Source organism: Streptomyces sp. cmx-18-6, from assembly GCF_046548915.1.
In the GTDB taxonomy this organism is placed as follows: Bacteria; Actinomycetota; Actinomycetes; order Streptomycetales; family Streptomycetaceae; genus Streptomyces.
On the sequence record NZ_JAEBEP010000004.1, the window covers coordinates 518,453 to 540,381 of the forward strand.

The 21,929-nt window shown below is 72.4% G+C and carries 16 protein-coding genes; 12 read left to right on the top strand and 4 right to left on the bottom strand.

The genetic code is table 11. From position 1 onward, the window contains the following. The first annotated feature begins 52 nt into the window (after nt 1-52). From ACLJPL_RS12990 to ACLJPL_RS13015, 6 genes are all read left to right on the top strand, one after another. Entirely contained in the window at nt 53-892 is an 840-nt protein-coding gene (locus tag ACLJPL_RS12990; RefSeq protein ID WP_411080926.1) for a hypothetical protein, read from the top strand. Further along, nucleotides 889-2,247: an ATP-binding protein gene (locus ACLJPL_RS12995; protein ID WP_411080927.1), complete on the top strand. Its 1,359-nt coding sequence runs from the start codon at nt 889-891 to the stop codon at nt 2,245-2,247. The genes ACLJPL_RS12990 and ACLJPL_RS12995 overlap by 4 nt, the downstream gene beginning before the upstream one ends. 122 nt (nt 2,248-2,369) lie before the next feature. Then, complete coding sequence (locus ACLJPL_RS13000) at nt 2,370-2,912, top strand: SH3 domain-containing protein (protein WP_411080928.1); 543 nt, start codon at nt 2,370-2,372, stop codon at nt 2,910-2,912. A gap of 218 nt (nt 2,913-3,130) precedes the next feature. Beyond that, a complete protein-coding gene (locus tag ACLJPL_RS13005) occupies nt 3,131-4,537 on the top strand; it encodes an FtsW/RodA/SpoVE family cell cycle protein (protein WP_411080929.1) in 1,407 nt (468 codons plus the stop codon). Beyond that, on the top strand, nt 4,534-5,991 hold the full coding sequence (locus tag ACLJPL_RS13010) for a penicillin-binding transpeptidase domain-containing protein (protein ID WP_411080930.1): 1,458 nt from the start codon (nt 4,534-4,536) through the stop codon (nt 5,989-5,991). The genes ACLJPL_RS13005 and ACLJPL_RS13010 overlap by 4 nt, the downstream gene beginning before the upstream one ends. 60 nt (nt 5,992-6,051) lie before the next feature. Next, nucleotides 6,052-7,182: an amidase gene (locus ACLJPL_RS13015; RefSeq protein WP_411080931.1), complete on the top strand. Its 1,131-nt coding sequence runs from the start codon at nt 6,052-6,054 to the stop codon at nt 7,180-7,182. A gap of 43 nt (nt 7,183-7,225) precedes the next feature. Here the strand turns inward: ACLJPL_RS13015 and ACLJPL_RS13020 are convergent, their stop codons facing one another. After that, nucleotides 7,226-8,092, bottom strand: coding sequence for a hypothetical protein (locus tag ACLJPL_RS13020; protein WP_411080932.1), 867 nt, complete (start codon nt 8,090-8,092; stop codon nt 7,226-7,228). A gap of 225 nt (nt 8,093-8,317) precedes the next feature. On the opposite strand from ACLJPL_RS13020, the gene ACLJPL_RS13025 reads away from it, so the two are divergent. Further along, entirely contained in the window at nt 8,318-9,211 is an 894-nt protein-coding gene (locus ACLJPL_RS13025; RefSeq protein WP_411080933.1) for an alpha/beta fold hydrolase, read from the top strand. A 228-nt stretch (nt 9,212-9,439) separates the two neighbouring features. Here the strand turns inward: ACLJPL_RS13025 and ACLJPL_RS13030 are convergent, their stop codons facing one another. Then, on the bottom strand, nt 9,440-10,564 hold the full coding sequence (locus ACLJPL_RS13030; RefSeq protein WP_411080934.1) for a ferritin-like domain-containing protein: 1,125 nt from the start codon (nt 10,562-10,564) through the stop codon (nt 9,440-9,442). A 222-nt stretch (nt 10,565-10,786) separates the two neighbouring features. On the opposite strand from ACLJPL_RS13030, the gene ACLJPL_RS13035 reads away from it, so the two are divergent. The 5 genes from ACLJPL_RS13035 to ACLJPL_RS13055 all read left to right on the top strand — a co-directional run bounded on the left by ACLJPL_RS13035 (nt 10,787) and on the right by ACLJPL_RS13055 (nt 18,007). Continuing rightward, a complete protein-coding gene (locus ACLJPL_RS13035) occupies nt 10,787-11,731 on the top strand; it encodes an AurF N-oxygenase family protein (RefSeq protein WP_411080935.1) in 945 nt (314 codons plus the stop codon). Between the two features lie 34 nt (nt 11,732-11,765). Continuing rightward, nucleotides 11,766-12,743 carry a TetR/AcrR family transcriptional regulator gene (locus ACLJPL_RS13040; protein WP_411080936.1) on the top strand — a complete coding sequence of 326 codons (978 nt, stop codon included), beginning with the start codon at nt 11,766-11,768 and terminating at the stop codon, nt 12,741-12,743. Nucleotides 12,744-12,747: 4 nt separating this feature from the next. Then, nucleotides 12,748-13,023 carry a hypothetical protein gene (locus tag ACLJPL_RS13045; protein WP_411080937.1) on the top strand — a complete coding sequence of 92 codons (276 nt, stop codon included), beginning with the start codon at nt 12,748-12,750 and terminating at the stop codon, nt 13,021-13,023. Nucleotides 13,024-13,342: 319 nt separating this feature from the next. Continuing rightward, nucleotides 13,343-16,525 carry a PQQ-binding-like beta-propeller repeat protein gene (locus ACLJPL_RS13050; protein WP_411080938.1) on the top strand — a complete coding sequence of 1,061 codons (3,183 nt, stop codon included), beginning with the start codon at nt 13,343-13,345 and terminating at the stop codon, nt 16,523-16,525. Between the two features lie 210 nt (nt 16,526-16,735). Further along, the gene (locus ACLJPL_RS13055; protein WP_411080939.1) at nt 16,736-18,007 is read left to right on the top strand and encodes an NlpC/P60 family protein; all 1,272 of its coding nucleotides are present in this window, start codon (nt 16,736-16,738) and stop codon (nt 18,005-18,007) included. Between the two features lies 1 nt (nt 18,008). Here the strand turns inward: ACLJPL_RS13055 and ACLJPL_RS13060 are convergent, their stop codons facing one another. Continuing rightward, a complete protein-coding gene (locus ACLJPL_RS13060; RefSeq protein WP_411080940.1) occupies nt 18,009-20,294 on the bottom strand; it encodes an NACHT domain-containing protein in 2,286 nt (761 codons plus the stop codon). A gap of 391 nt (nt 20,295-20,685) precedes the next feature. Then, complete coding sequence (locus ACLJPL_RS13065) at nt 20,686-21,924, bottom strand: styrene monooxygenase/indole monooxygenase family protein (protein ID WP_411080941.1); 1,239 nt, start codon at nt 21,922-21,924, stop codon at nt 20,686-20,688. Nucleotides 21,925-21,929 lie beyond the last annotated feature (5 nt).

The window sequence follows — 21,929 nt, forward strand, 5'->3', positions numbered from 1 at the left end:
ACGGTCCTGCGCTTAGGGTGTAGGCCCCTGTCGTCTACGAGGAGGGCGAGCCGTGCGCCCGGACCGCGCCCGTACCGCCCGGCTTGCCGTCGCCGCGCTCGCCGTGCCCGCCCTGCTCGCCGGGCTGTCCGGCTGCGGCTCGGCCGGGGGCCTGGAGAGCGCCGGCCGGGCCCCTTCGGCGGTCGAGCCCGCCCGTCTGTGGCCGGATCTGCCGCCCGCCTCAGCCGCCCCGTACGACTACGGGGAGGGCGAGACGGCCCGCATCCCCGGCATCAGGGCGCCCGGCGGCGATGTGCGCCGGCTGGACCCGGTGGCGGTGGTGCAGGCCGGGCTGAAGGCCAGGACCGACCGGGACAGCGGGCTGGACGAACTGCCCGACGCGACCGTGCGGCAGATCCGCGCGTGCCGGACGGCCCCGGACGACTGCCCGGTCCTGGACCCGTACTACTACGACCTGACCGGCGACGGCAGGGACGAACTGGTGGTCGGCATCCGCATGTCCGGCCGTCAGCTCGCCGTGCGCGCGTATCTGGCGGACCAGGGCGGCGAGCTGACCCGGATCATGTCCGCGTCGGACGCCGTGATCAGCGTGGAGCTGGCGGGCCGGGACCTGATCATGCGGGCCCCGTCCGCGATCTCCGGGTACGAGTACCGCACCGCGTGGTCCTGGGACGACCGGCAGCGCGCGATGCTGCCGACCCGGGACGAGATCCTGCGGGCGCCGGGGCGCGGCAAGGACGCGGACCGCCGGGACCCGAGCCCATCGGGGTCCGGTTCCGCTTCGGGCTCCCCGTCCGGGTCCGAGGCTGCTCCGGGCTCCCTGTCCGGGTCCGAGGCCGCTCCGGGCTCCCCCTCGACTTCCGGCGGCGCCCCCTCGGCGGAGCGCCCGTGAGACGGCGCGGATTCCGCTCCCCCGCCTGGACCGCGACCCTCACCTGGAAGTCCGCGGTCTTCCTCACCGTCATGTGCTGCACCCTGGCCGCCCTGCTCGGCGTCCTCGTGCACACGGCGGTCACCCGGCAGACGGTCTCCCACGCCCGCGAGAAGGCGCTGGCCCGGCTGGAGGTGGTCACCGACGCCTACGAGGCCGGGGAGCCGCTGCCGAGGGGTTCCGGCATCAACCCGCCGGGGCTGCCCGCCTCGCTGCGCGCCCTGGCGGCGGACGGCGAGCGGGGCACGATGGTCGCGGACGGACCCCGGCGGCCGGACGACCCGTACGGGCGGGGCGGCCCCGCCATGTGGGCGGCCGGCCCGGCGGACGGGCGGGCGCTGGCCACCTGGACGGACTACAGCCACGGCGCTGACACCATCGGCGGCCTGGACCGGGCGATCATCGGCTCCTCGCTGCTGGCCATCGCCGCCACGCTCGTCGTCGGCCTCTTCGCCGTGGGCCGGGTCACGCGCAGGCTGCACCAGACGGCCCGGGTGGCCCGCCGGATCAGCGCGGGCGACCTCGACGCCCGGGTCGGCGACCCCCGTACGGCACGTCCCGTGCGCGGCCAGGACGAGGTGGCGATCGTGGCGGGCGCGCTGGACACCATGGCCTCCACCCTCCAGCGCAAGCTCCAGACGGAGCAGCGGTTCACCGCCGATGTGGCGCACGAGCTGCGCACCCCGCTGACCGGCCTCTCGGCAGCGGCCGAGCTGCTGCCGCCGGGGCGGCCGTCGGAGCTGGTGCGGGACCGGGTGCGGGCGATGCGCGCGCTGACCGAGGACCTGCTGGAGATCTCGCGTCTGGACGCCCGTACGGAGCACGTCGACCTCGCCGTGCACGAACTCGCCCCGCTGGTGGAACGGGTGGTGCGGGCCTCCGGCACGGACACCGAGGTCCGGGTCTCGGATCCGGCCCGGGTCGAGACGGACCGGCGGCGGCTGGAGCGGGTGATCGGCAACCTGGTGGCCAACGCCCACCGGCACGGCTCCCCTCCGGTGGTGCTGAGCGTGGACGGCGCGGTGGTCTCCGTACGCGATCACGGGGCGGGCTTTCCGGCGTACCTCCTGGACACCGGCCCGCAGCGGTTCCGCACGGACGGCGCAGGCAAGGGCCACGGACTCGGGCTGACCATCGCGGTGGGCCAGGCGGCGGTGATCGGGGCCCGGCTGGAGTTCGCCAATCCCCCGGACGGCGGGGCGCTGGCCCGGCTGACGCTGCCGGAGTACGTACGCCTCGACGACGGGGAGTCCGGCGGGGACGCGGGCGGCCGGGGGGCCGGGACGGGAGATCCGGCCGCACCTCACCGACAGTGACGCGTTGCGGACCCTCCGTACCCGACCTAGCGTGAGTCGCGAGCCCAGGGCCGTGTCCCCATGGCCCTCTCTCACCCATGGCACCTTCCTTCCCCACGGCATTCCCTTCCCCTGGAGGCAGCATGTCCCCCCTCTCCCGCCCCTCGCGGTTCCGCCGGATCGGTCTCTGCGTCGCCACCGGCGCGCTCGCGGCGGTCACGGCCGCCGCCCCCGCCCTGGCGGCGGACCCCGAGCCCACCGGGCAGCGCACGGAGGCCACGGCCCCGAAGCCGTCGTCCGACGAGCTCTCCGCGTCGGCCCTCCAGCGCGAGTACGAGGCGCAGCAGAAGAAGGAGGCCCGCGAGGCGGCGAAGGCCCAGAACCAGGGCCGCGAGCAGGCACAGGGCCAGGAGCAGGGCCAGGGCCAGGCGAAGCCGAAGGCCCCGAAGCGCGACTACAAGGGCCGGGTCGTCGCCAAGCCGCACCTGCTGCTGCGCGACCGGCCGTACCGCAGCAGCCGGGTCGTGGGCTCGGTCAAGTACGGCACCGTGGTCTCCATCTTCTGCAAGACCAAGGGCGACAACATCGACGGCAACAACCGCTGGTACCTCCTCTCGGACGGCACCTGGGCGTGGGGCTCGGCCCGCTACATCGAGAACATCGGCGCGGCCCCGCACTGGTGCTGACCCCGCCCGAACCCGTTGACGCAACCCCGTTGACGTAAGCGTTGACACAACCGTCCGCCCGAGGAGCCCGGCCCCAAGCCATGGACTCCCCGGGCGGACGTGTGCCGCCCGGGTCCTCCCCGCACCGGGCCGCCACGACGGACGCGCCAGGAGACAGCGGCGGCGGACGCGCTATGACATAAGGGAAATACGGCGCGCCTCTTGCTACGTTGCGGTCCATGACCGCAACGACGGCGGACGCTCCCCCGCCCGAGCTCCGCCTGCCCAAACGGCGGGGGGTCGAGCTCTCGCTCCTCATCGGGGCCGTCATCGTCTCCGTCTACGGATACGCGGCTGTCGGCTTCGCCCGCAACGGGGCCGTGCCCCCCGACGTCGCCGGTTACGGAGCCGGGCTCGGCATGCTCGCGCTGCTCGCCCACCTCGCGGTCCGCTTCCGGGCCCCGTACGCCGATCCGCTGCTGCTGCCGATCGCCGTCCTGCTCAACGGCCTCGGCCTGGTGCTGATCTACCGGCTCGACCTGGAGACCCCGCGCGACCAGGCCGCGCCCACCCAGCTGATCTGGTCCACGCTCGGGGTCGCCCTGTTCACCGTGGTCGTCGTGCTGCTGCGCGATCACCGGGTGCTCCAGCGCTACGCCTACCTCTCGGTCGCCACCGCGCTCGTCCTGATGATCGTGCCGATCTTCTTCCCGGCGGTGAACGGTGCGAAGATCTGGATCCGGATCGGCGGACTCTCCTTCCAGCCGGGCGAGTTCGCCAAGATCCTGCTCGCGGTCTTCTTCGCCGCCTATCTCGCCGCCAACCGCAACGCGCTCGCGTACACCGGCCGCACCATCTGGAAGCTGCAACTGCCCACCGGCCGGGTGCTCGGCCCGATCGTGGCGATCTGGCTGCTCAGCGTCGGCGTGCTGGTGCTGGAGCGGGACCTCGGCACCTCGCTGCTCTTCTTCGGGCTCTTCGTCATCATGCTGTACGTGGCGACCGGCCGGACCGGCTGGATCGCGGTCGGGCTGCTGCTCGCGGCGGTGGGGGCGTTCGTCGTCGGCTCGTTCGAGCCGCATGTGCACAGCCGGGTGCAGGACTGGCTGGACCCGTTCGCCTCGATCGACGCCGGGCGCGGTCCCGGCCAGCTCGCCCAGTCGCTCTTCGCGTTCGCGGCCGGCGGCATGCTCGGGACCGGGCTCGGGGCCGGGCACTCCATCCTCATCGGCTTCGCCGCCAAGTCCGACTTCATCCTGGCGACGGCGGGCGAGGAGCTGGGCCTCAGCGGCCTCACCGCGATCTTCCTCCTGTACGCGCTCCTCGTGGCGCGCGGCTACCGGGCCGGGCTCGCCCTGCGCGACCCGTTCGGGCGGCTGCTGGCCATCGGCCTCGCCTCGATCCTGGCCCTCCAGGTGTTCGTGATCGCGGGCGGGGTGATGGGGCTGATCCCGCTGACCGGGATGGCGATGCCGTTCCTGGCGCAGGGCGGTTCCTCCGTCGTCACCAACTGGATCATCGTGGCGCTGCTGATCCGGGTCAGCGACCTCGCGCGCAGACCCGAGCCCGAACAGGTGGAGACCGGGGTCATCGCGAGCGCCGTAGGCCCCGGGGACACCGTGGACCCCCGGGAGGAGGACCGGTGATCCGCTACATCCGGCGCGCCGCCGCCCTCTGTCTGCTGCTGCTCGTGGCGCTGCTCGTCAACGCGGCCCGCGTCCAGCTCCTCGAGGCCGACGAGCTGAACGACAACCCGGCCAACCGCCGTAACACCATCGCCCGTTACGACCAGCCGCGCGGGAACATCCTGGTCGGCGACCGGGCCGTGACCGGCAACGACGAGACCGGCGAGCAGCTCAGCTTCGAGCGCACCTATCTGCACGGCCCGCTGTACGCGCCGGTGACCGGGTACGCCTCGCAGACGTACGGCACCACGCTTCTGGAGAACGCCGAGGACGACGTCCTTTCCGGTACGGACTCCCTGCTGGCCCCGCTCCCCTTCTGGAACGAGTTCACCCGGGGCCGGCAGCCGGGCGGCGACGTCGTCACGACCGTCAAGGAGTCGATGCAGCGCGCCGCGTACGACGGGCTGAGCGGCCGGCGGGGCGCGGTCGCCGCCCTGGAGCCGTCGACGGGCCGGATCCTGGCGCTGGTCTCGACCCCGTCGTACGACCCCGAGCGGCTGTCCGGGACCGGTTCGGCGGTCACCGACGCGTGGTCCCGGCTGAACGCGGCCAAGAGCCTGCCGATGCTCAACCGGGCCATCCGGCAGACGTATCCGCCGGGCTCCACGTTCAAGATCGTGACGGCCGCGGCGGCCCTGGACGCCCGGGTGGTGACCGACCCGGACGCGCCGACCGACACCCCGTCGCCGTACGTCCTGCCGGGCACGAGCACCACCCTGCCCGACGAGGCGCGCGGCTGCGAGAAGGCGTCGCTGGCCGACGCGATCCGCGTTTCCTGCAACACGGTGATGGCCCATCTGGGCGTGGAGGTCGGGCTGGAGGGGATGGCGGAGGCGGCGGGGAAGTTCGGCTTCAACGACACCGGGCTGCGCATCCCGTCCGGGGTGGCGAAGAGCAACTTCGACACCGATATGAGCGACGACCAGCTCGCCCAGTCCTCGATCGGCCAGTTCGACACGACCGCCACCCCGCTCCAGATGGCGATGGTCGCGGCGGCGGTGGCCAACGGCGGCGACCTCCGGTACCCGTATCTGGTCGAGCGGGTGACCACCCACGACGGGGACACGGTCCAGCAGCAGGGGCCGCGCTCCTACGAACGGGCGATGAGCCCGTCGACGGCGGTGCAGCTCCAGCGGATGATGGTCGACGTGGTGGAGAACGGCACCGGGTCGAACGCGGCGATCGACGGGGTGAGGGTCGGCGGCAAGACCGGCACCGCTCAGCACGGCGTCGACAACTCCGGCCTGCCGTATGCCTGGTTCATCTCCTGGGCCCAGCCCTCGGACTCCGGCCGCCCGGCCGTCGCGGTCGCCGTGGTGGTGGAGGACGCCTCGGCGGACCGGGACGACATCAGCGGCGGCGGCAGCGCGGCCCCGATCGCCCGGGCGGTGATGGAGGCGGCGCTGGAGGGGTGACGCTCGCCGTCCCGGGGGCCGCGGAGGGTGCCGCAGGTGGCCTGGGGGGAGACTGGGGCCATGACACGGACGCCTTCCGCCGTGGCGCGGGCCCTGGAGCGGATCGGCCGGCTGGACCCGGCGCTCAACGCCTTCATCGAGGTCTGGCCCGACGAGGCTCTCGCACGCGAGCCGGCCGCTCGGCAACTCCCGCTGCGGGGGCTGCCGTTCGCGGTGAAGGGCTCGGCCGGCATCCGCTCGTACGCGGCCCGCAGGCTCATCGCCGCCGGTGGCGTCCCGGTCGGCGCGACCTCCGTACCCGGCCCCGGCACGGTCTGGCAGACCTGGGGGCGGGGAGCGCACGGCCGTACGGTGAACCCGTGGCGGGCGGACCGGACGCCGGGCGGTTCGTCGGCGGGTTCGGCGGTCGCGGTGGCGGCGGGGATGGTGGAGCTGGCGACGGGCAGCGACGGGGCGGGGTCGGTCCGCATCCCGGCCGCCTGGTGCGGGGTCTTCGGGCTGAAGACGACGAACGGGCTGCTCCCCTCCCCCGACCGCTCGGGGCTCGCGGCGGCCGGGGTGCTGGCCCGCTCGGCGGCCGGTGCGGAGCGGTATCTGCGTCAGGTGCTGCCACCGCTGACGGGCCTGGCGACGCCGGTGCCACCGCTGACGGATCTGCCGACGCGCCTGCCGCTGCCGACGCCGTTGCCCGTCGTGTTCAGCCCCGACCTCGGGTACGCGGAGGTGGACCCGGAGGTGGCCGGCGTGGTCCGTGCGGCGGTGGACCGGCTCGTCGCGGCGGGCGTCGTCCGCCTGGTGGAGCGCGACTGCGCACTGCTCGACCCGGGGCGGGCCTGGCAGGCGATACGGGGCGGGTCGCCCACGGACCCGGAGGCGGTGGCGGTCCGGCGGGCGAACGACGAACGGCTGGATGACCTCTTCGCCGCCGCGCCCTTGTTGCTGACCCCGACCACGCCGAACCGGCCGCACGGCCACGAAGGCCCGGGTGAGCTCTACTCCACCGCGCTGACCTGGGCGTTCAACGTGAGCGGTCACCCGGCGGCGAGCCTGCCCGCCGGGTTCACCGGTGACGGCTGCCCGGTCGGGCTGCACCTGGTGGCGGCGCGCGGGGCGGATCTCCCGCTGCTCGGCATGGCCCGCGCGGTGGAGAGCGCTCTGCCCGCGGCCAAGGAGCCTCCGGTCGGGGGGTGAGGGCGGCCCGGCCCGCTTGCCCCGCGCCGGGTCGGCGAGCCGGTCAGCCGATCGGTTGGCGTACCTCGCCGCGCACCTTGGCGGTGTCCTCCGCGACCTTCGCCAGGTCGATGTCGGTGGCGTCCTTGAGCACGTACCCGGGACGGAACAGCGCGATCATCGCGGCCGTGTTGCTGTCGGCCCAGGCGCACATCGGCATGTTGACGAGGCCGCCGACGTCCTTCGACTGCACGACCTGGCACTCGATCGTGACGTCGTACCCGTCCGGGGTGAACTTCTTGACGGGCACGACCACCTTCGAGTCGCCCTCGTCCGCCGCGCCCTTCAGCATCATGCCGCGCATCAGCGACGGACTGGCCAGCCGCCCGTGTATCCCGGAAAGGACGAGGGCGTCGCCCTTGGTCGAGGAGTAGTGCGCGACGACCGCCTTGCCGTCCCGGACACTGGGGTCGGGGGTGTCCTCGATCTCCTTGCCCTCGGTGTCCGACATGTCCTGCTCCAAGGTGAACTCGTCGCCCAGCGGCTTCTTCACCACGACGAGCTTGTACTCGGCCTTGGGGAACGCCAGGTCGGCCCCCTTGTCGGCGAGCTGGGAGACTCCGTACACGACGCCTGTCGCGACGAGCACCGCACAGGCGACGATGCCGACGATCAGCCCGGTCCGCTTCTTGCGCGGCGGCTGCGGCCCCTGCGGCGGCCAGCCGGCCGCACCCGGGCCGCCGCCCGGCGCTCCGGGCCCGCCCCATCCGCCCTGGTGGGGCGGGGGCGGGGCCTGCTGCGGGTAGCCGTAGGGCTGTTGCTGCGGCACGGAACCCTGGACGGGCGGCGGGCCGTAAGGATTCGGTGACGGCGGGGGCGGGGGCGGAGTCGATCCGTACGGGCCCTGCGGCGGGTGTGGCGGGGTGGTCATGGGGTCACGGTACGACACGTTTGCGAACGGGATTTCGATGAGGGCGATATCGGTATCAGGTCGAGAGAATCGGCCCGCCGCGCTCCCGGGAGAGGGAGGGGCCACCGCTCTCCGGAGGCGTCGCCGGACCCCGTGGCGTACATCCATTATCGGCCCGGGGACCGTCGGATTCCATCGTTCCCGAGGACGATCTTGAGCCGGTTTCGGCGGCCTACCGTGGAGCACATGACAGCCCTTCATGTACGCGATCACGGCGGCGACGGCCCGCCCCTCCTTCTCCTGCACGGCGCGGGCCGCTCGTCGGCCGACTGGGCCGACGCCGCACCGCACCTGGCGCGGGGCCACCGGGTGCTCGCGGTGGACCTGCCGGGCCACGGCCGCAGCGCTCCCGCCTCCCCCTGGGACTTCGCGACGGTCTGCGCCGACCTGGACGACACCCTCGCGGCGACGGGCGGAGCCGGGGCGGGGGAAGTGGTCGTGGCGGGGCACTCGTTGGGTGGCATGGTCGCCGCGGAGTACGCCGCGACACGTCCGGAGCGGGTGGCCGCGGTGGTGAACCTGGACGGTTTCGGGTGGGGTCGGCCCGACCAGTACGTGGGCCTGGCCGAGGAGGAGGTCGCCCGCAGGCTCGCGGAGATCGGTGCGATGTCCCGGGCCTCGGCGGGGGCCCGGATGCCCGCCGGCTATGTGACGGGACAAGTGGCCTACAGCGTCGGCCTCGGCGTCCCGGAGGCCAGGGCGGAGGCGGCCTGCCGGGCGAGCGCACGTGAACTCCCGGACGGCGGTTGGCAGTTGCTGCCCGAGCGGCCGGGGGCGGTGGAGATGCTGGACGCGATGGACGGACTGGACGTGTTCGCGCTGTTCCGGCGCGTGCGCTGCCCGCTGCTGCTGGTCCGGGCCCAGGACAGGGTCGGACCGACGCCCGGCCTGGAGTGGCTGGAGGATCTGCTGGACGCGTACGGGCAGGGGCTCGGGCGGGATCTGGGGGAGCTGGCGGCCCGGCGGCCGAACGTGACCGTCGAGAGCGTCGCGGCCACCCACGCGATGCTGCTCCAGGCGCCGGAGCGGGTGGCCGGGCTGGTGGGGGACTTCATCGACCGGACAGCCGCACGGCGTTGAGCCGATACCCCCCTCAGGCCGTCTGCCTCCCCCAGACCGTCTCCCGGCCCTCAGGCCGTCTGCCCCACAGGCCGTCACGCCCTCGGGCCGCCTTCCGCCCGTCTGGCCGTCTCCCGACCCTCAGGCCGTCTGCCCCCCAGGCCGTCACGCCCTCGGGCCGCCTTCCGCCCGCCTGGCCGCCTTCCGCCCGCCTGGCCGCCTTCCGCCCGTCTGGCCGTCTCCCGGCCCTCAGGCCGCCTCCCGCCGCCCCTCCCCCTCCCCCTCCGCTATCGCCTCCGCGACCTCCGCCACCCGGGCCTCCTCCTCGGCGGCGAAGCGCTCGCGGTCCAGCTCCTCGGCTATCTCCTCGTCCTGGGACATGAGCAGGTCCAGGTTGGAGTCGCCGAGTTCCAGGACGCCCATGTCGACGTACGCCTTCTGGAGCCGTGGGCCCCACAGGCCGATGTCCTTGACGCACGGGACGATCCGGCTGAACAGCAGCTTGCGGAAGAGCTGGAGGAACTCGGAGTGCTCGGAGAGGTCCTTCGCCTCCTGCTTGCCGATGCCGAAGTTCTCCAGGACCTCGACACCGCTGAGGCGGTCGCGCATCAGGTAGCAGCCCTCGATGACGAACTCCTCGCGCTCGCGCAGTTCGGCGTCACTGAGCTGCTTGTAGTAGTCGCGCAGCGCCATCCGCCCGAAGGCCACGTGCCGGGCCTCGTCCTGCATGACGTACGCCAGGATCTGCTTGGGCAGGGGCTTGGTGGTGGTGTCGCGGATCATGCCGAAGGCGGCCAGCGCCAGGCCCTCGATCAGCACCTGCATCCCGAGGTAGGGCATGTCCCAGCGGGAGTCGCGCAGGGTGTCGCCCAGCAGCCCCTGGAGGTTGTCGTTGACCGGGTAGAGCATGCCGATCTTCTCGTGGAGGAAGCGGCCGTATATCTCCGCGTGCCGGGCCTCGTCCATGGTCTGGGTGGCGGAGTAGAACTTGGCGTCCAGATCGGGGACGGACTCCACGATCCGTGCCGCGCAGACCATCGCGCCCTGCTCGCCGTGCAGGAACTGGCTGAACTGCCAGGAGGTGTAATGCTTGCGCAGCTCGCCCCGGTCCTTCTCGGTCATCTTGGCCCAGTGCGGGGTGCCGTAGAGCGTCAGTGCCTCGTCGGGGGTGCCGAGCGGGTCGGTGGGGTCGACCTCCAGGGACCAGTCGATGCGCTTGTTGCCGTCCCACTGCTTGTCCTTGCCCTTCTGGTAGAGGGCGAGGAGGCGTTCGCGGCCGTCGTCGTAGTCCCAGCTGAACCGGGCCGCCCCGGTGGCGGGGACCTGCCACAGCGGCTCCGGCGGCGGGGTGGTGTAGAGGTCATGAGTGGACACGGACGTCTCCTTCGCCTCGACTGGCTCCATAAGTTCCGTGGCACCGAGGGCAGTTGAGCGCGCACGCCCGCCGCCTCCCCCGCAGGTTCACACGGTGGTAGACGGCGGGTCAACAAGTCGCGCACAAGGGATTGACGGTCTTGCTGACAGGGCGTCTCATAAGAGGTGACCGCCGGTAACACCTGTGCCCGGCAACTCCTGTGCCTGTGAGGTGCTCCCGCCATGACGACCGTGACGCCAGCGACCGATCACGATGCGACCGTGCTCCGCGACGCACTCGGACCGCTCCGCGACCGCGAGCAGATCGCCGCGCGCCTGCTGGAATCCTCGGCCAAGCACTCCTTCGACCCCGACACCGAACTCGATTGGGACTCGGCCGTCGAGGAGGGCAAGTGGTTCTGGCCGCCGGAGCTGCTGTCCCTCTACGACACCCCGATGTGGAACCGGATGTCGGAGGAACAGCGCCTGGACCTCTCCCGGCACGAGGGCGCGGCGCTCGCCTCGCTCGGCATCTGGTTCGAGATCATCCTGATGCAGCTGCTGGTCCGGCACGTCTACGACAAGCCCGTCACCAGCAACCACGTCCGGTACGCCCTCACGGAGATAGCCGACGAGTGCCGGCACTCGATGATGTTCGGCCGCATGATCGACTGGGGCGGCGCACCGACGTACGAGGTGCCGCGCGTCTACCACAACCTGGCGCGGGTCCTGAAGACCGTCTCCACCACCCCCGGTTCGTTCGCCGCGACCCTGCTCGGCGAGGAGATCCTCGACTGGATGCAGCGGCTGACGTTCCCGGACGAGCGGGTGCAGACCCTGGTGCGCGGCGTGACCCGTATCCATGTCATCGAGGAGGCCCGGCACGTCCGGTACGCCCGGGAGGAGCTGCGCCGCCAGATGGTGACCGCCCCGCGCTGGGAGCGCGAACTCACCAAGGTCAGCTGCGGCGAGGCGGCCCGGGTCTTCTCCATCTGCTTCGTCAACCCGCAGGTGTACGAGAACGTCGGCCTGGACCGCCGGGAGGCCGTGGCCCAGGTGAAGGCGAGCGGTCACCGCGCGGAGGTGATGCAGAGCGGCTCGAAGCGGCTGACGGACTTCTTCGACGACATCGGGCTGCTGAACGGGGTCAGCCGCAGGCTGTGGCGCAGCTCCGGACTGCTGGCCTGAAGCCGTGCGGGCCGGAGGCTTTAGGGTCAAAGGCATGACGTCCACCGCCGCAGCCCCGCCGCCGCCTCGCGCGTACCGCAGGCTCAGTGTCGAGGAGCGCCGCGCCCAGCTCCTGGTCGCGGCGCTCGGCCTCTTCGCCCACCGGGCCCCCGACGAGGTCTCGCTCGACGAGGTGGCGGTGGCGGCCGGGGTGTCCCGGCCGCTGGTCTACCGCTACTTCCCGGGCGGGCGGCAGCAGTTGTACGAAGCCGCGCTCGGGTCGGCGGCCGACGCGCTGACGCTCTGCTTCAGCGAGCCGCCGCAGGGCCCGCCCACCGAGCGCGTCGCCCGCGTCCTGGACCGCTACCTCCGCTTCGTCGACGAGCACGACACCGGGTTCAGCGCCCTGCTGCGCGGCGGCAGCGTCGTGGAGACCTCCCGGACGACGAGCATCGTGGACGGCGTACGGCGGGCGGCGGCAGAGGAGATCCTGAGCCACCTCGGGCGGATCGCCGGGGACGTGGGCGCGGAGTCCGGGGCCCGGAGCGCCGGGGACGGGAGCGCCGGGGACGGGAGCGCCGGGAACGGGAACGCCGGACCCGGAGCCCTGGCCGCCGGGTCCGGGGCCGTGGGCGCGGGGTCCGGAGCCCTGGCCATCGGGTCCGGGGCCGTGGGCGCGGGGGACGGAAGCGCCGGGCGTGGAAGCGGAGTCGGGGGCGCCGGCGCGCGGGCCGCCGGGCCGAGGCTGCGGATGATGGTGCGGAGCTGGATCGCGGCCGTGGAGGCGGCGTCGCTGATCTGGCTGGACGAGGGCAAGCAGCCGCCCGCCGCCGAGCTGCGCGGCTGGCTGGTCGACCATTTCATCGCCCTCCTCACGGCGACCGCCGCCACGGACGAGGAGACCGCGTCGGTGGTGAGCGACCTGCTCGCCCTGGAGACCTCCGACGGACCGGCCGGCCGGCTGGCGGAGCTGGTGATCCCGGTCGTCGTGGAGGCGGCACACCTGCTGCCGCACGCCCCTGCGTCAGACTGACCCGGTGAAGAGCGAGAACACCCCCTTCAAGGGCGGCCCCCTGGACGGCCGGGTCCTGCCGGTCCTGGTCGGCCCCACCGGCCACCCCCCGAAGTGGTACGAGGTCCCCGTGCCGTCCCCCGAGGGCGGCCCGCCCACCGTGTACGCCTACCAGCGCGTCCCGGCCGGCTTCAGCAAGCGGCTCGGGCTGCAACGCGGTTGGGTGTACGAGTACGCCCCCGGCGGACGCGAGCGCCGCGCCCTCAAGTGGCCGTGGTCGAAGCCCGCGAGCGGCGGCTAGGGTGTGCCCGGCGGATCAGGACCGGATAGGCCGCGGCGTCCGGTGCGGTGCGTCGCAAGGCGCTGGAACGTCCTCGTCGCGGAGCGATTCGGGCGTCTCGGCAACGCCGCGAGGGATGGGGTCCCCCCTGCTCGAACGAGGCCGAGAGCTCGGGGAAGGCCCAGGCGTCGCGGACCCGGTCAAGATCCGCCGGACACGCCCTAGGACGTCCCGTACGTCCAGGCCCTAAGATCGACGGTCAGGTGCGGGGGGAACGGGTTGCCCGCGCGCCGAAGAACGGTCACCAGGGGGCCGAGGAACGGTAACAAGGGGGTGCGCCGTGGAGGCGCTGCGTCAGGACGATCCACGCCGCTTCGGCCGCTTCACCGTACTGGCGCGCTTCCGGGAGGCCGCGAGCTCCGTGCAGTACGTGGCGCGGGACGCCGGCACCGGCGAGGTGGCCGTGATCACCGCCGCGCGCCCGGCCCTCGCCGCCGTACCGGCCTTCCGGCCCCGCTTCCGGGCGGAGGCCCGCACCGCCGAACGCCTGGCGGGCGGCTGGGTGACCCCGCCCCTGGACACCGGCGAGGGTGCGGACGAGGACCCGGAACCCCTGTGGACGGCGACGCGTTACGTGCCCGCGCTGTCGCTGGCCGAGGCCGTCCGGATCGCCGGTCCGCTGCCGGAGCGCGCCCTGCGGATACTGGGCGCGGGCATCGCGGAGATCCTCGCCCGGGTGCACGCCGCCGGTTCCGTGCTCCAGGGGCTCGCCCCGGGCACGGTGCTGCTGGCCGAGGACGGGCCCCGGCTCACCGCGTTCGGCCCGCTGGGCGCGGCGGCGGTGGCCGAGGCGAAGCCGGGCGGGCAGCTCTCGGTTCGGCTGGGCTTCCTGACGCCGGAGCAGGTCGAGGGCAAGAAGGTCGGTGCGGCGTCCGACCTGTTCGTGCTGGGGCTGCTGCTGGCGTACGCGGCCACGGGGACGACCCCGTTCATGGAGGGCCCGCCGGAGGAGGCCGCCCGCCGGATCGCGGAGGCCGAACCCGAACTGGACGCCGTACCGGCGGAGTTGCGCGAGCTGGTCGCCGGCTGCCTGGCGAAGGACCCGGCCGAGCGGCCCACCGCCGGCACGGTCGCCGCCGAACTGGCGCTGGAGGGCGCGGCGGGCCTCGCCCGGGGCGGCTGGCTGCCCGAGGGGATCGCGGCCGCGGTGGCGGCGCAGGAGGCCGGAGTGCGGGCGCTGGGGACGCCGGAGGAGGAGCCGCAGGACGCCCGGCCCGCCGATGTGCAGACCGAAGACGCCCGGCCGGTGGGCGTTGCACCGGTGGACGACGCGGAGAGCGAAGGCGCACAGCCCGCCGACGCGGGGGCCGCAGACGCCCGGCCCGCCGATGTGGAGACCGAAGATGCCCGGCCGGTGGACGACGCACCGGTGGACGACGCGGAGAGCGAAGGCGTACGGCCCGCAGACGCCCGGCCCGCCGATGTGCAGACCGAAGACGCCCGGCCGGTGGACGACGCACCGGTCCTGTCGAAGCCGGTCGACCCCCGGATTCCCATGGCCCCCGCCGGCACAGCCGTCGCCACCGGCCCGGGCGGTGACGGCGACCGGCCCCATGACGGCACCGGCAACGGCGACATCGGGGAGGACCCGGGCACCACCCGGTTCCTCAACACCGGCCGCACCCCTTCCCGGACGGACCGCGCGACGGCCCAGCTCGCCCTGCCCCACGAACTCTCGCCGCCCCCCGCCCCGAACCGGAACCTGGACTCGCCTCCCGCCGCGCTACCGCCGACCCCAGCCCCGGCCCCGGCCCCGGGGAACGCTCCCGCCGCCCCCGCCGCACTGCCCCCGGCCGCGCTGCCGCCCGCCGCCCTGCATCCCGCCCACGCCTCCGCCCCGCCCGCTCCACCGCAGGCCCCCCTCCACCACGCCCACGGCGGCCCGACCCCGTACGCGGCCTCGGCACTGCCGGGCTCCACCGGCCCAGGCGACCAGCCCGGCCCAGGCGGTCAGCTCGGCCCGGGCGGTCAGCCCGGCCCAGGCGGCCCCACCGGCCCGGGCGGCCCGGCCAGCCCGGCCGTTCAAGCCGGCCCCAGCGGCCCCATCAGCCCCAGCGGCCCCATCAGCCCCGGCGCGGGCCAAGGCGGCGGCCCCATGGTGGCGCTGCCGCTGCCCGCCACGCCCATCCCCGCGCCCGGTCCCGCCACCAACCGCCGTGCCCTGCTGGCGATCGCGGGCGCGGCGCTCGGCGGGCTCGTCGTCGGCGGCGGCGCGGTCGCCGCGCTCGTCCCCCGGGAGAGCGTGGCCGCCCCCACGGACGACAAGCCCGCGCCGAAGCCCCGCCGTACGCTCCCGGGCCAGCCCCCCGAGCCGCAGTGGACGTACTCCCACCCGGCCTCCGAGTCGTCCCCGCTGACCACCGCACTGTGGCGGGACCGGCTGCTGGTGGTGACCAGCGAGAGCCAGGCCAGCGCCGTCGACCTGCGCACCGGCAAGCGGATCTGGCAGCGCGCGGACGCCGCCAAGGGCCAGGCGGCGCTGGCGGCGGGCGACGACCTGTGCTTCGTGGCGAGCCCGACCGAGTTTCTGTGGCTGGCGTCGAAGGACGGCGCGGTGGTGCACCGCGTGCGGTACGCGGACGGGTTCACCGACCTGCCGGACCTCCGGATCGGGCGGCTGGCGGGGCAGTCCGGTTCCGTCGTCTGGTTCACCGGCTCGCACACGGTCACCGTGAAGGCCCCGAAGCCGAAGAAGGGCAAGAAGAAGGGCAAGGACAAGGAAGTCGTCCAGGCGTACCTCTTCGCGTACGACGTCGAACAGCGCAAAGAGCTGTGGCGTACGTCGGTACCGGCGGGCCGCGCTCCGGGCACGCCCGCCCACCGGATCGTCGCGGAGCGCTCCGGCGACCTGCTGGTCCGGCAGGATGCGGCGACCCTGACGGCGGCGCAGGCCAAGGCGGCCAAGGGGAAGGGCTCCGTCCGCGCCTTCGACCGGGAGACCGGCAAGCTGCTGTGGACCAAGCAGTACGGCAAGGTCTCGCCGGTCGCGGGCATCGCGGGCGACGAGGACGGGACGCTGTACGCGGCGGTCGGCAAGGACCTCCAGGCGTTCGAGGCGGACACGGCCAAGCCGCTGTGGCGGGCCGAGGGCACCGGGGACTCGTTCTTCGGCACCCCGGTGGCGGCCGGACCCGTGGTCCACACCACCGAACGCAGCCAGCAGGTGGGCGCGGTGGACCGGGAGAGCGGGCGTTTCACCTGGCGGCGCTCGACGGAGGCGCCGGTCGGCCGGAACGCCCCGTCCCTCACCCTGAGCAGCAGCGGGAAGACGCTGTTCGCCGCCGACGCCACCCAGGTCACCGCCTTCTCGGCGGCTGACGGGGAGCGCCTGTGGAAGTTCCAGGACATCGGGGCGGCGGAACCGAAGGGGGCGGCGGTGACCGCCTCGTACCGGACGTTCACCGCCGGGGGGAGCGTCATCGTCCAGCGCGGCAAGACCTTCTACGCCTTCCCGGCGACCTGAGCCCAGGGCGCGTCCCCTCAAGCCTCCTCCCGGGGCCCGAGCCCGTCTCGGGCCGCCGCTGCCGCAGGCTGCCGCCGTCCGGGGAGTCTCCCGGACGGCACGCCGTGCGGTGCTTGCATCACCTGACACCGAGTGAGCGGATTAATCAGATTCGCCCACTTATGGACGAGCCCAGGCCACGGGTTCCGTCTCCGTCACGGAGGTGATGTCGTGTCAGGCAGACTCCTGCGCGCGGTCTGCACGGCCGCGCTCACCACGGCGCTCACGGTCTCCCCGGCAACCGCAACCGCAAGTGCAACCGCCACCGCCACCGCTGCCCCGGCCGAGCCCACCCCCGTACCTTCCGAAGAAGGAGGGGCGGAGGCGCCCTCCGCCCCCTCCCCCGAGCCGGACGAGGCCGAGGTCGATGCCGGGACCGCCCTCGCAGCACCCGAAGCCGGGGCGCCCAAGAGCGTCGCGACCCTGCTGCGGGAGCTTCAGACGCGCTACCAGGAGGCGGAGGAGGCGAGCGAGACCTACAACGCCACCGCAGAGAAGCTGAAGCAGCGCACCGCGCAGGCGAAGAAGGTGAGCTCCGACCTGGCGAAGGCCCGGGCCGCTCTGGAACTCAGCCGGGGGGACGCCGGGCGGCTGGCGAGGGAGCAGTACCAGGGGCGCACCGAGTTCTCCGCGTACCTCCAGCTGCTGCTGGCCCGCGACCCCCTGCGCGCCCTGGACCAGAGCCATGTGATCGAACGGGTGGCGGCGGGCCGCGCGGCCACGGTGGAGCGGCTGACCGGCGACGCCCGCCGCGCCGACGCCCTGGCCGCCGCGTCGCGCAAGGCGGTCGACCAGCAGAAGAAGCTGGTCGCGCGGCAGAAGAAGCAGCGCGACGCCGTGCGCGGCAAGCTGAAGGAGGTGGAGACGCTGCTGGCCACGCTCTCCGCCGAGCAACTGGCCCAACTGGCCGGGCTGGAGCAGCGGGGTGTGGAGGCGGCCCAGAGCGAACTGGTCGCCTCCGGGGCGCTCAGCTCGACCCGGCCGCCGTCGCGGCAGGGCGGTGACGCCATCACGTACGCGATCCGGCAGATCGGCAAGCCGTACGTGTGGGGGGCCGAGGGCCCCGGCTCCTTCGACTGCTCCGGGCTGACGTCCCAGGCGTGGGCGGCGGCGGGGCGGCCGATCCCCCGCACCTCGCAGGAGCAGTGGAAGCAGCTCCCGAAGGTCCCGGTCTCCTCGCTGCGCCCCGGCGACCTGGTGGTCTACTTCCCGAAGGCGACCCATGTGGCGCTCTACATCGGCGACGGCATGGTGGTGCAGGCCCCCCGCCCCGGCACGAAGGTGAAGGTCTCCCCGGTGGCCTCCAACCCGCTGCTGGGGGCCGTCCGCCCCGACCCCGGCGGCGTACCGCTGTCCACGTACACGCGCCCGGAACTGCCCGAGGGCGCGAAGGACGGCTTGGACACGGGCTACAGCGCGGAGACGGCTCCGGACAGCCGTTGACTCAGAGGGCCGGATTCTGGGCGAGCCACTGTTGAAGTTCACGATGGCGGAATTGATAACTGGGTCCGTTGTAGCGAAGAAGTCCCGCACCGACAGCCCAGTCGAGGAAGACGACGAGACGGAAGGGCAGCTTACCGCGTGAACACAGCAGGAAAACCAAATATCTGCGAGCTGCGGGGGCGAAGCCGTTCATCAGTCCGGCCAGGACGGCGGTCAGGGATCCCACCACGATGGCGAAAATGGCGTTTTGCGCCCAGAACACCATGCTGGCCACACCCACCAGACCGGCCAGGAGCACACCGGACAGTACGGAGACCAAGTCGTTGCGGATGAATTCCCGAGGCGTGACGACCACGATCGACGCCTCTCGGGGGCTCTGCATGAATCCGCCCACGATTCCGCCCACGATAGAGCATGCGAGAACGGCCCGAAGAGCCATTGCATAATGCTCGTACGGAAAAAATAGGAAGTTCCGACCACCGATGGACACCGAATCCGGTTCAGGGAATCCGTGCACGATGGCGAACACGATGATAATTGCGGATGACGCAAGGAAGCATCTGGCGAACCACCTCTTGAATCCCGCTGCGATCTCCCTTCCCAGCCCGCCCATTAAACCACTCGCCACACCGGCAGAGAGTCCGTAGATCACCGCGCCTCTGAAGCCGTTTTCGAGGGAATCCCGCACGTCATTCGGATTCGCGAATAGGTACAGAAAGCCGGAAGTGAATCCGATCGTGCCACCGATCACGAATCCCATGACCAACCACCTGATGAACTTGCCGCGCGACCCCGTCAGCGTCAGGCGGAGCCGAATGGGCCGGGGAGTCGGACGGAAGGTCAGGCCGGCGAGCATCAGGGCGGACAGAAGATTGAAGAGAAGGAAGGGGAACGGGAGAGGCTTCCCTCCCAGGACCGAAATGACCACCACGGCTGCGGCGGGGGCGAGGGCCGCGGCGAGGACGAGAAAGGCGTCGGCAGCACGGACGCGGGCAGTGCCGGCAAGCGGCCACAGGCGGTGGAGAGTCAGATCGGCGACCTGGGTGTCCGCCGTCCTGCCGTTCAGGTGCGAGGCGAGGTGCCGGAGCCAGCGGTCCACGTCGTCGGCTCCGTACTTCTGAGGGTTCTTGGTGTGCTGGGTGACGGAGGGGACGTAGCGGGCCAGGAGATGCCGGTCGATCTCTTGTGCGCTGCCCAGGGCCAGGAGCTCCGAAGGATTCCCCTCATTCCGATAGGCAGTGGCCGTCAGGCACAACCGCCAGGGCGTGGACAAGGCCACAGCGAGCGGTCCGGCGGGCTGGGAACGGAGACGGGCCAGCAACGGCTGCCAACGAGGCCGATCCGGGGTCCGCTTTTCGAGGTACCCAAGAGCTCGGTCGACGGAGACGGGCTCGATGGTGACGCGAGCGACGTCGAGCAGCGGGGCACGGGACGCCAGGGCGTCGTAGTGCTCGGTACGGCAGGTCAGCACGAAGGGGCCCGGCTCCCCGCCGTCCCGGTAGGCGTTGAGAGCCTCCAGGGCGGCGCGAGCACGAGGGGCGTCGGGGTCCGGGGCGCCGTCGGTTCTCAGGGGGTCCATCTCGTCCAGTCCGTCCAGGACCGGCAGCACCAGGTGACGATCGACCAGTGCGGCGGCCTCGCCGCGGGAACAGCCTTGGACGTCGACCAAATGCCGCTTCAGCAGGGCTTCGAGGGACTGACCCACGTCCCACTGGGTCAGCGATACCCGGACCGGAACAGGGTCTTTCTCGCCGCGCCCCTCTATCAGGGCAAGAATGAGCTCAAGAGCCAGGACGGTTTTCCCCGCTCCTGCGGCCCCCGTGACGACCAGACGGCGAGGGCGGGTGGAACGGAAGTAATCCAGGATCCTGGAGCTGGCGACGTCAAAGGTCTGTCCACTCGCAGGAGATGTCGCGATTCGCCCTCGCACAGTATCGAGAGAAGAATAAGTGAGATTGATGCGGTAGGTATCCGCCAGCAGTTGACTGCGGAGGTCGCTTTCGCCTTTCCTGACCCTATCAGCAAGTTCTTGGGCGCGCCGCAGAATATCCTTGTTCTCGGCTTCGATCGCCTTACGATACGCCAGAACGCCGAAAATGATGGCGATCACAATTCCCATTACTCCGATGGGAACGCCAAGGAGGGTCGCCATATCAGTGTTCTTCATTTTTCTATCGGCTTCAATCGCCTTGACGAAAAATAAGATACTGAAGATCGCCCCGACTGAGCAAGGGACGTACAGGATCAGCGCCGGGTACCAGGCGCCGCGTTCTCTTGACTTCGTCACCCTTCCATCCTGTCGCCTCCGCGGACACCCCGGGGGCGACTTCGCTCAACTTCCCCACATCCGGGGGCTGATGCAGGTCGCGGTGATCACACGGGGCATCGGACACTGGACAAAATTTCGCAGTGTCACGAGTGCGGTGATCGACAAGCGGGAGAAGCACCGGGCGATGCGCCGGGGGTGCTCCTCCCGCTGATGGGCCGGAAGCGGAACGCCTACGACCGGCGGAAGCGGTGCGGCAGAGCGACTTCGGGAGCTCCCGGCCACGCCCCGGCCAGGGATGTTCTCGCCCCCCTCACGACGCGCACCGCGCCACGACGTCCCGGTCGACGTGCGGGGTGCACGCACCCGCGGAGCGAGCTGCCGAGGTTCGTGCGGCTCGCCGCTCGCCGGGTCAGGCGGCTCCGGAGACCGACGCCAGGTACGCGTTCGTCCTCTCCGGCTCGTAGAAGAAGTTCTCGAAGTCCGCCGGGTCGTCGAACCCGTTGGCGAAGCGGTCCGCGACCGGCTGGAGCCGGCCGCCCGCGCCGAGCAGGTTCAGGACGTGCTCCGGCGGGGGGCCGAGCATCGCGTTGGTCCACTTCACGACGTGCTGGGCGGTGTCCCAGTAGCGGTCGAAGGCCGACTGCATCCAGGTCGCGTCGAACTCCTTCTCGCCGTGCTCGATGATCGAGTCCAGGTAGGAGTCCGCGCACTTGGACGCCGAGTTGGAACCCTGGCCGGTGACCGGGTCGTTGGCCACCACGACGTCCGCGACGCCGAGGACCAGGCCGCCGCCGGGCAGCCGGCCGATCGGCTGGCGGACGGTGGGGGCGTAACGGCCGGCGAGCGTGCCGTTGGCGTCGGTCAGCTCGACCTTGGTGGCGCGCGCGTACTCCCACGGCGTGAACCTCTCCATGAGCTCCAGCGTCTTCGCCAGGTGCTCGGAGGGGTCCTTGATGCCCTGGAACGCGTCCAGCGGGCCGCCCGGGACGCCCTCCCAGAAGAGGATGTCGGCCCGGCCGGAGGTGGTCAGGGTCGGCATCACGAACAACTCGCCGACGCCCGGCACCACGTTGCAGCGCACCGCGTCGAACTCCGGGTGCTCGGGGCGCGGACCCAGGCCGTGGACGTACGCGACGGCCAGCGCTCGCTGCGGGGCGTCGAACGGCGAACGGGCCGCGTCCCGGCCGAACATCGAGACCAGCTCGCCCTTGCCCGCCGAGACCAGCACCAGGTCGTAGGTGCGGGAGAAGTAGTCCAGGTCGGAGACGGCCGCCCCGTGGATGACGAGCTGGCCGCCGCGCTGGGCGAAGGTCTCCATCCAGCCCGCCATCTTCACGCGCTGGTCGACGGACTGGGCGTACGCGTCCAGCTTTCCGACCCAGTCGATGGCGCGGGAGGAGTCGGGGGCGGCGACGGAGACGCCGACGCCCTCGATCCTCGGGGCCTGGGACTCCCAGAAGTTCAGCTGGTAGTCCCGCTCGTGCTGGAGCGCGGTGTGGAACATGCACTGCGTGGACATGACCCGGCCGGTGCGGATCTCGTCGGCGGTGCGGTTGGACATGAGGGTGACTTCGTAGCCCCTGGACTGGAGCCCCAGGGCCAGCTGGAGCCCGGACTGACCGGCTCCGACTATGAGTATCTTCCGCATCGCGG

Bases quoted from the DNA above. Each gene is read 5' to 3' on its own strand.
- ACLJPL_RS13005 (WP_411080929.1), top strand. From the start codon at position 3,131: ATGACCGCAACGACGGCGGACGCTCCCCCGCCCGAGCTCCGCCTGCCC.
- ACLJPL_RS13015 (WP_411080931.1), top strand. From the start codon at position 6,052: ATGACACGGACGCCTTCCGCCGTGGCGCGGGCCCTGGAGCGGATCGGC.
- ACLJPL_RS13000 (WP_411080928.1), top strand. From the start codon at position 2,370: ATGTCCCCCCTCTCCCGCCCCTCGCGGTTCCGCCGGATCGGTCTCTGC.
- ACLJPL_RS13025 (WP_411080933.1), top strand. From the start codon at position 8,318: ATGACAGCCCTTCATGTACGCGATCACGGCGGCGACGGCCCGCCCCTC.
- ACLJPL_RS13035 (WP_411080935.1), top strand. From the start codon at position 10,787: ATGACGACCGTGACGCCAGCGACCGATCACGATGCGACCGTGCTCCGC.
- ACLJPL_RS13020 (WP_411080932.1), bottom strand. From the start codon at position 8,092: ATGACCACCCCGCCACACCCGCCGCAGGGCCCGTACGGATCGACTCCG.
- ACLJPL_RS13040 (WP_411080936.1), top strand. From the start codon at position 11,766: ATGACGTCCACCGCCGCAGCCCCGCCGCCGCCTCGCGCGTACCGCAGG.
- ACLJPL_RS13065 (WP_411080941.1), bottom strand. From the start codon at position 21,924: ATGCGGAAGATACTCATAGTCGGAGCCGGTCAGTCCGGGCTCCAGCTG.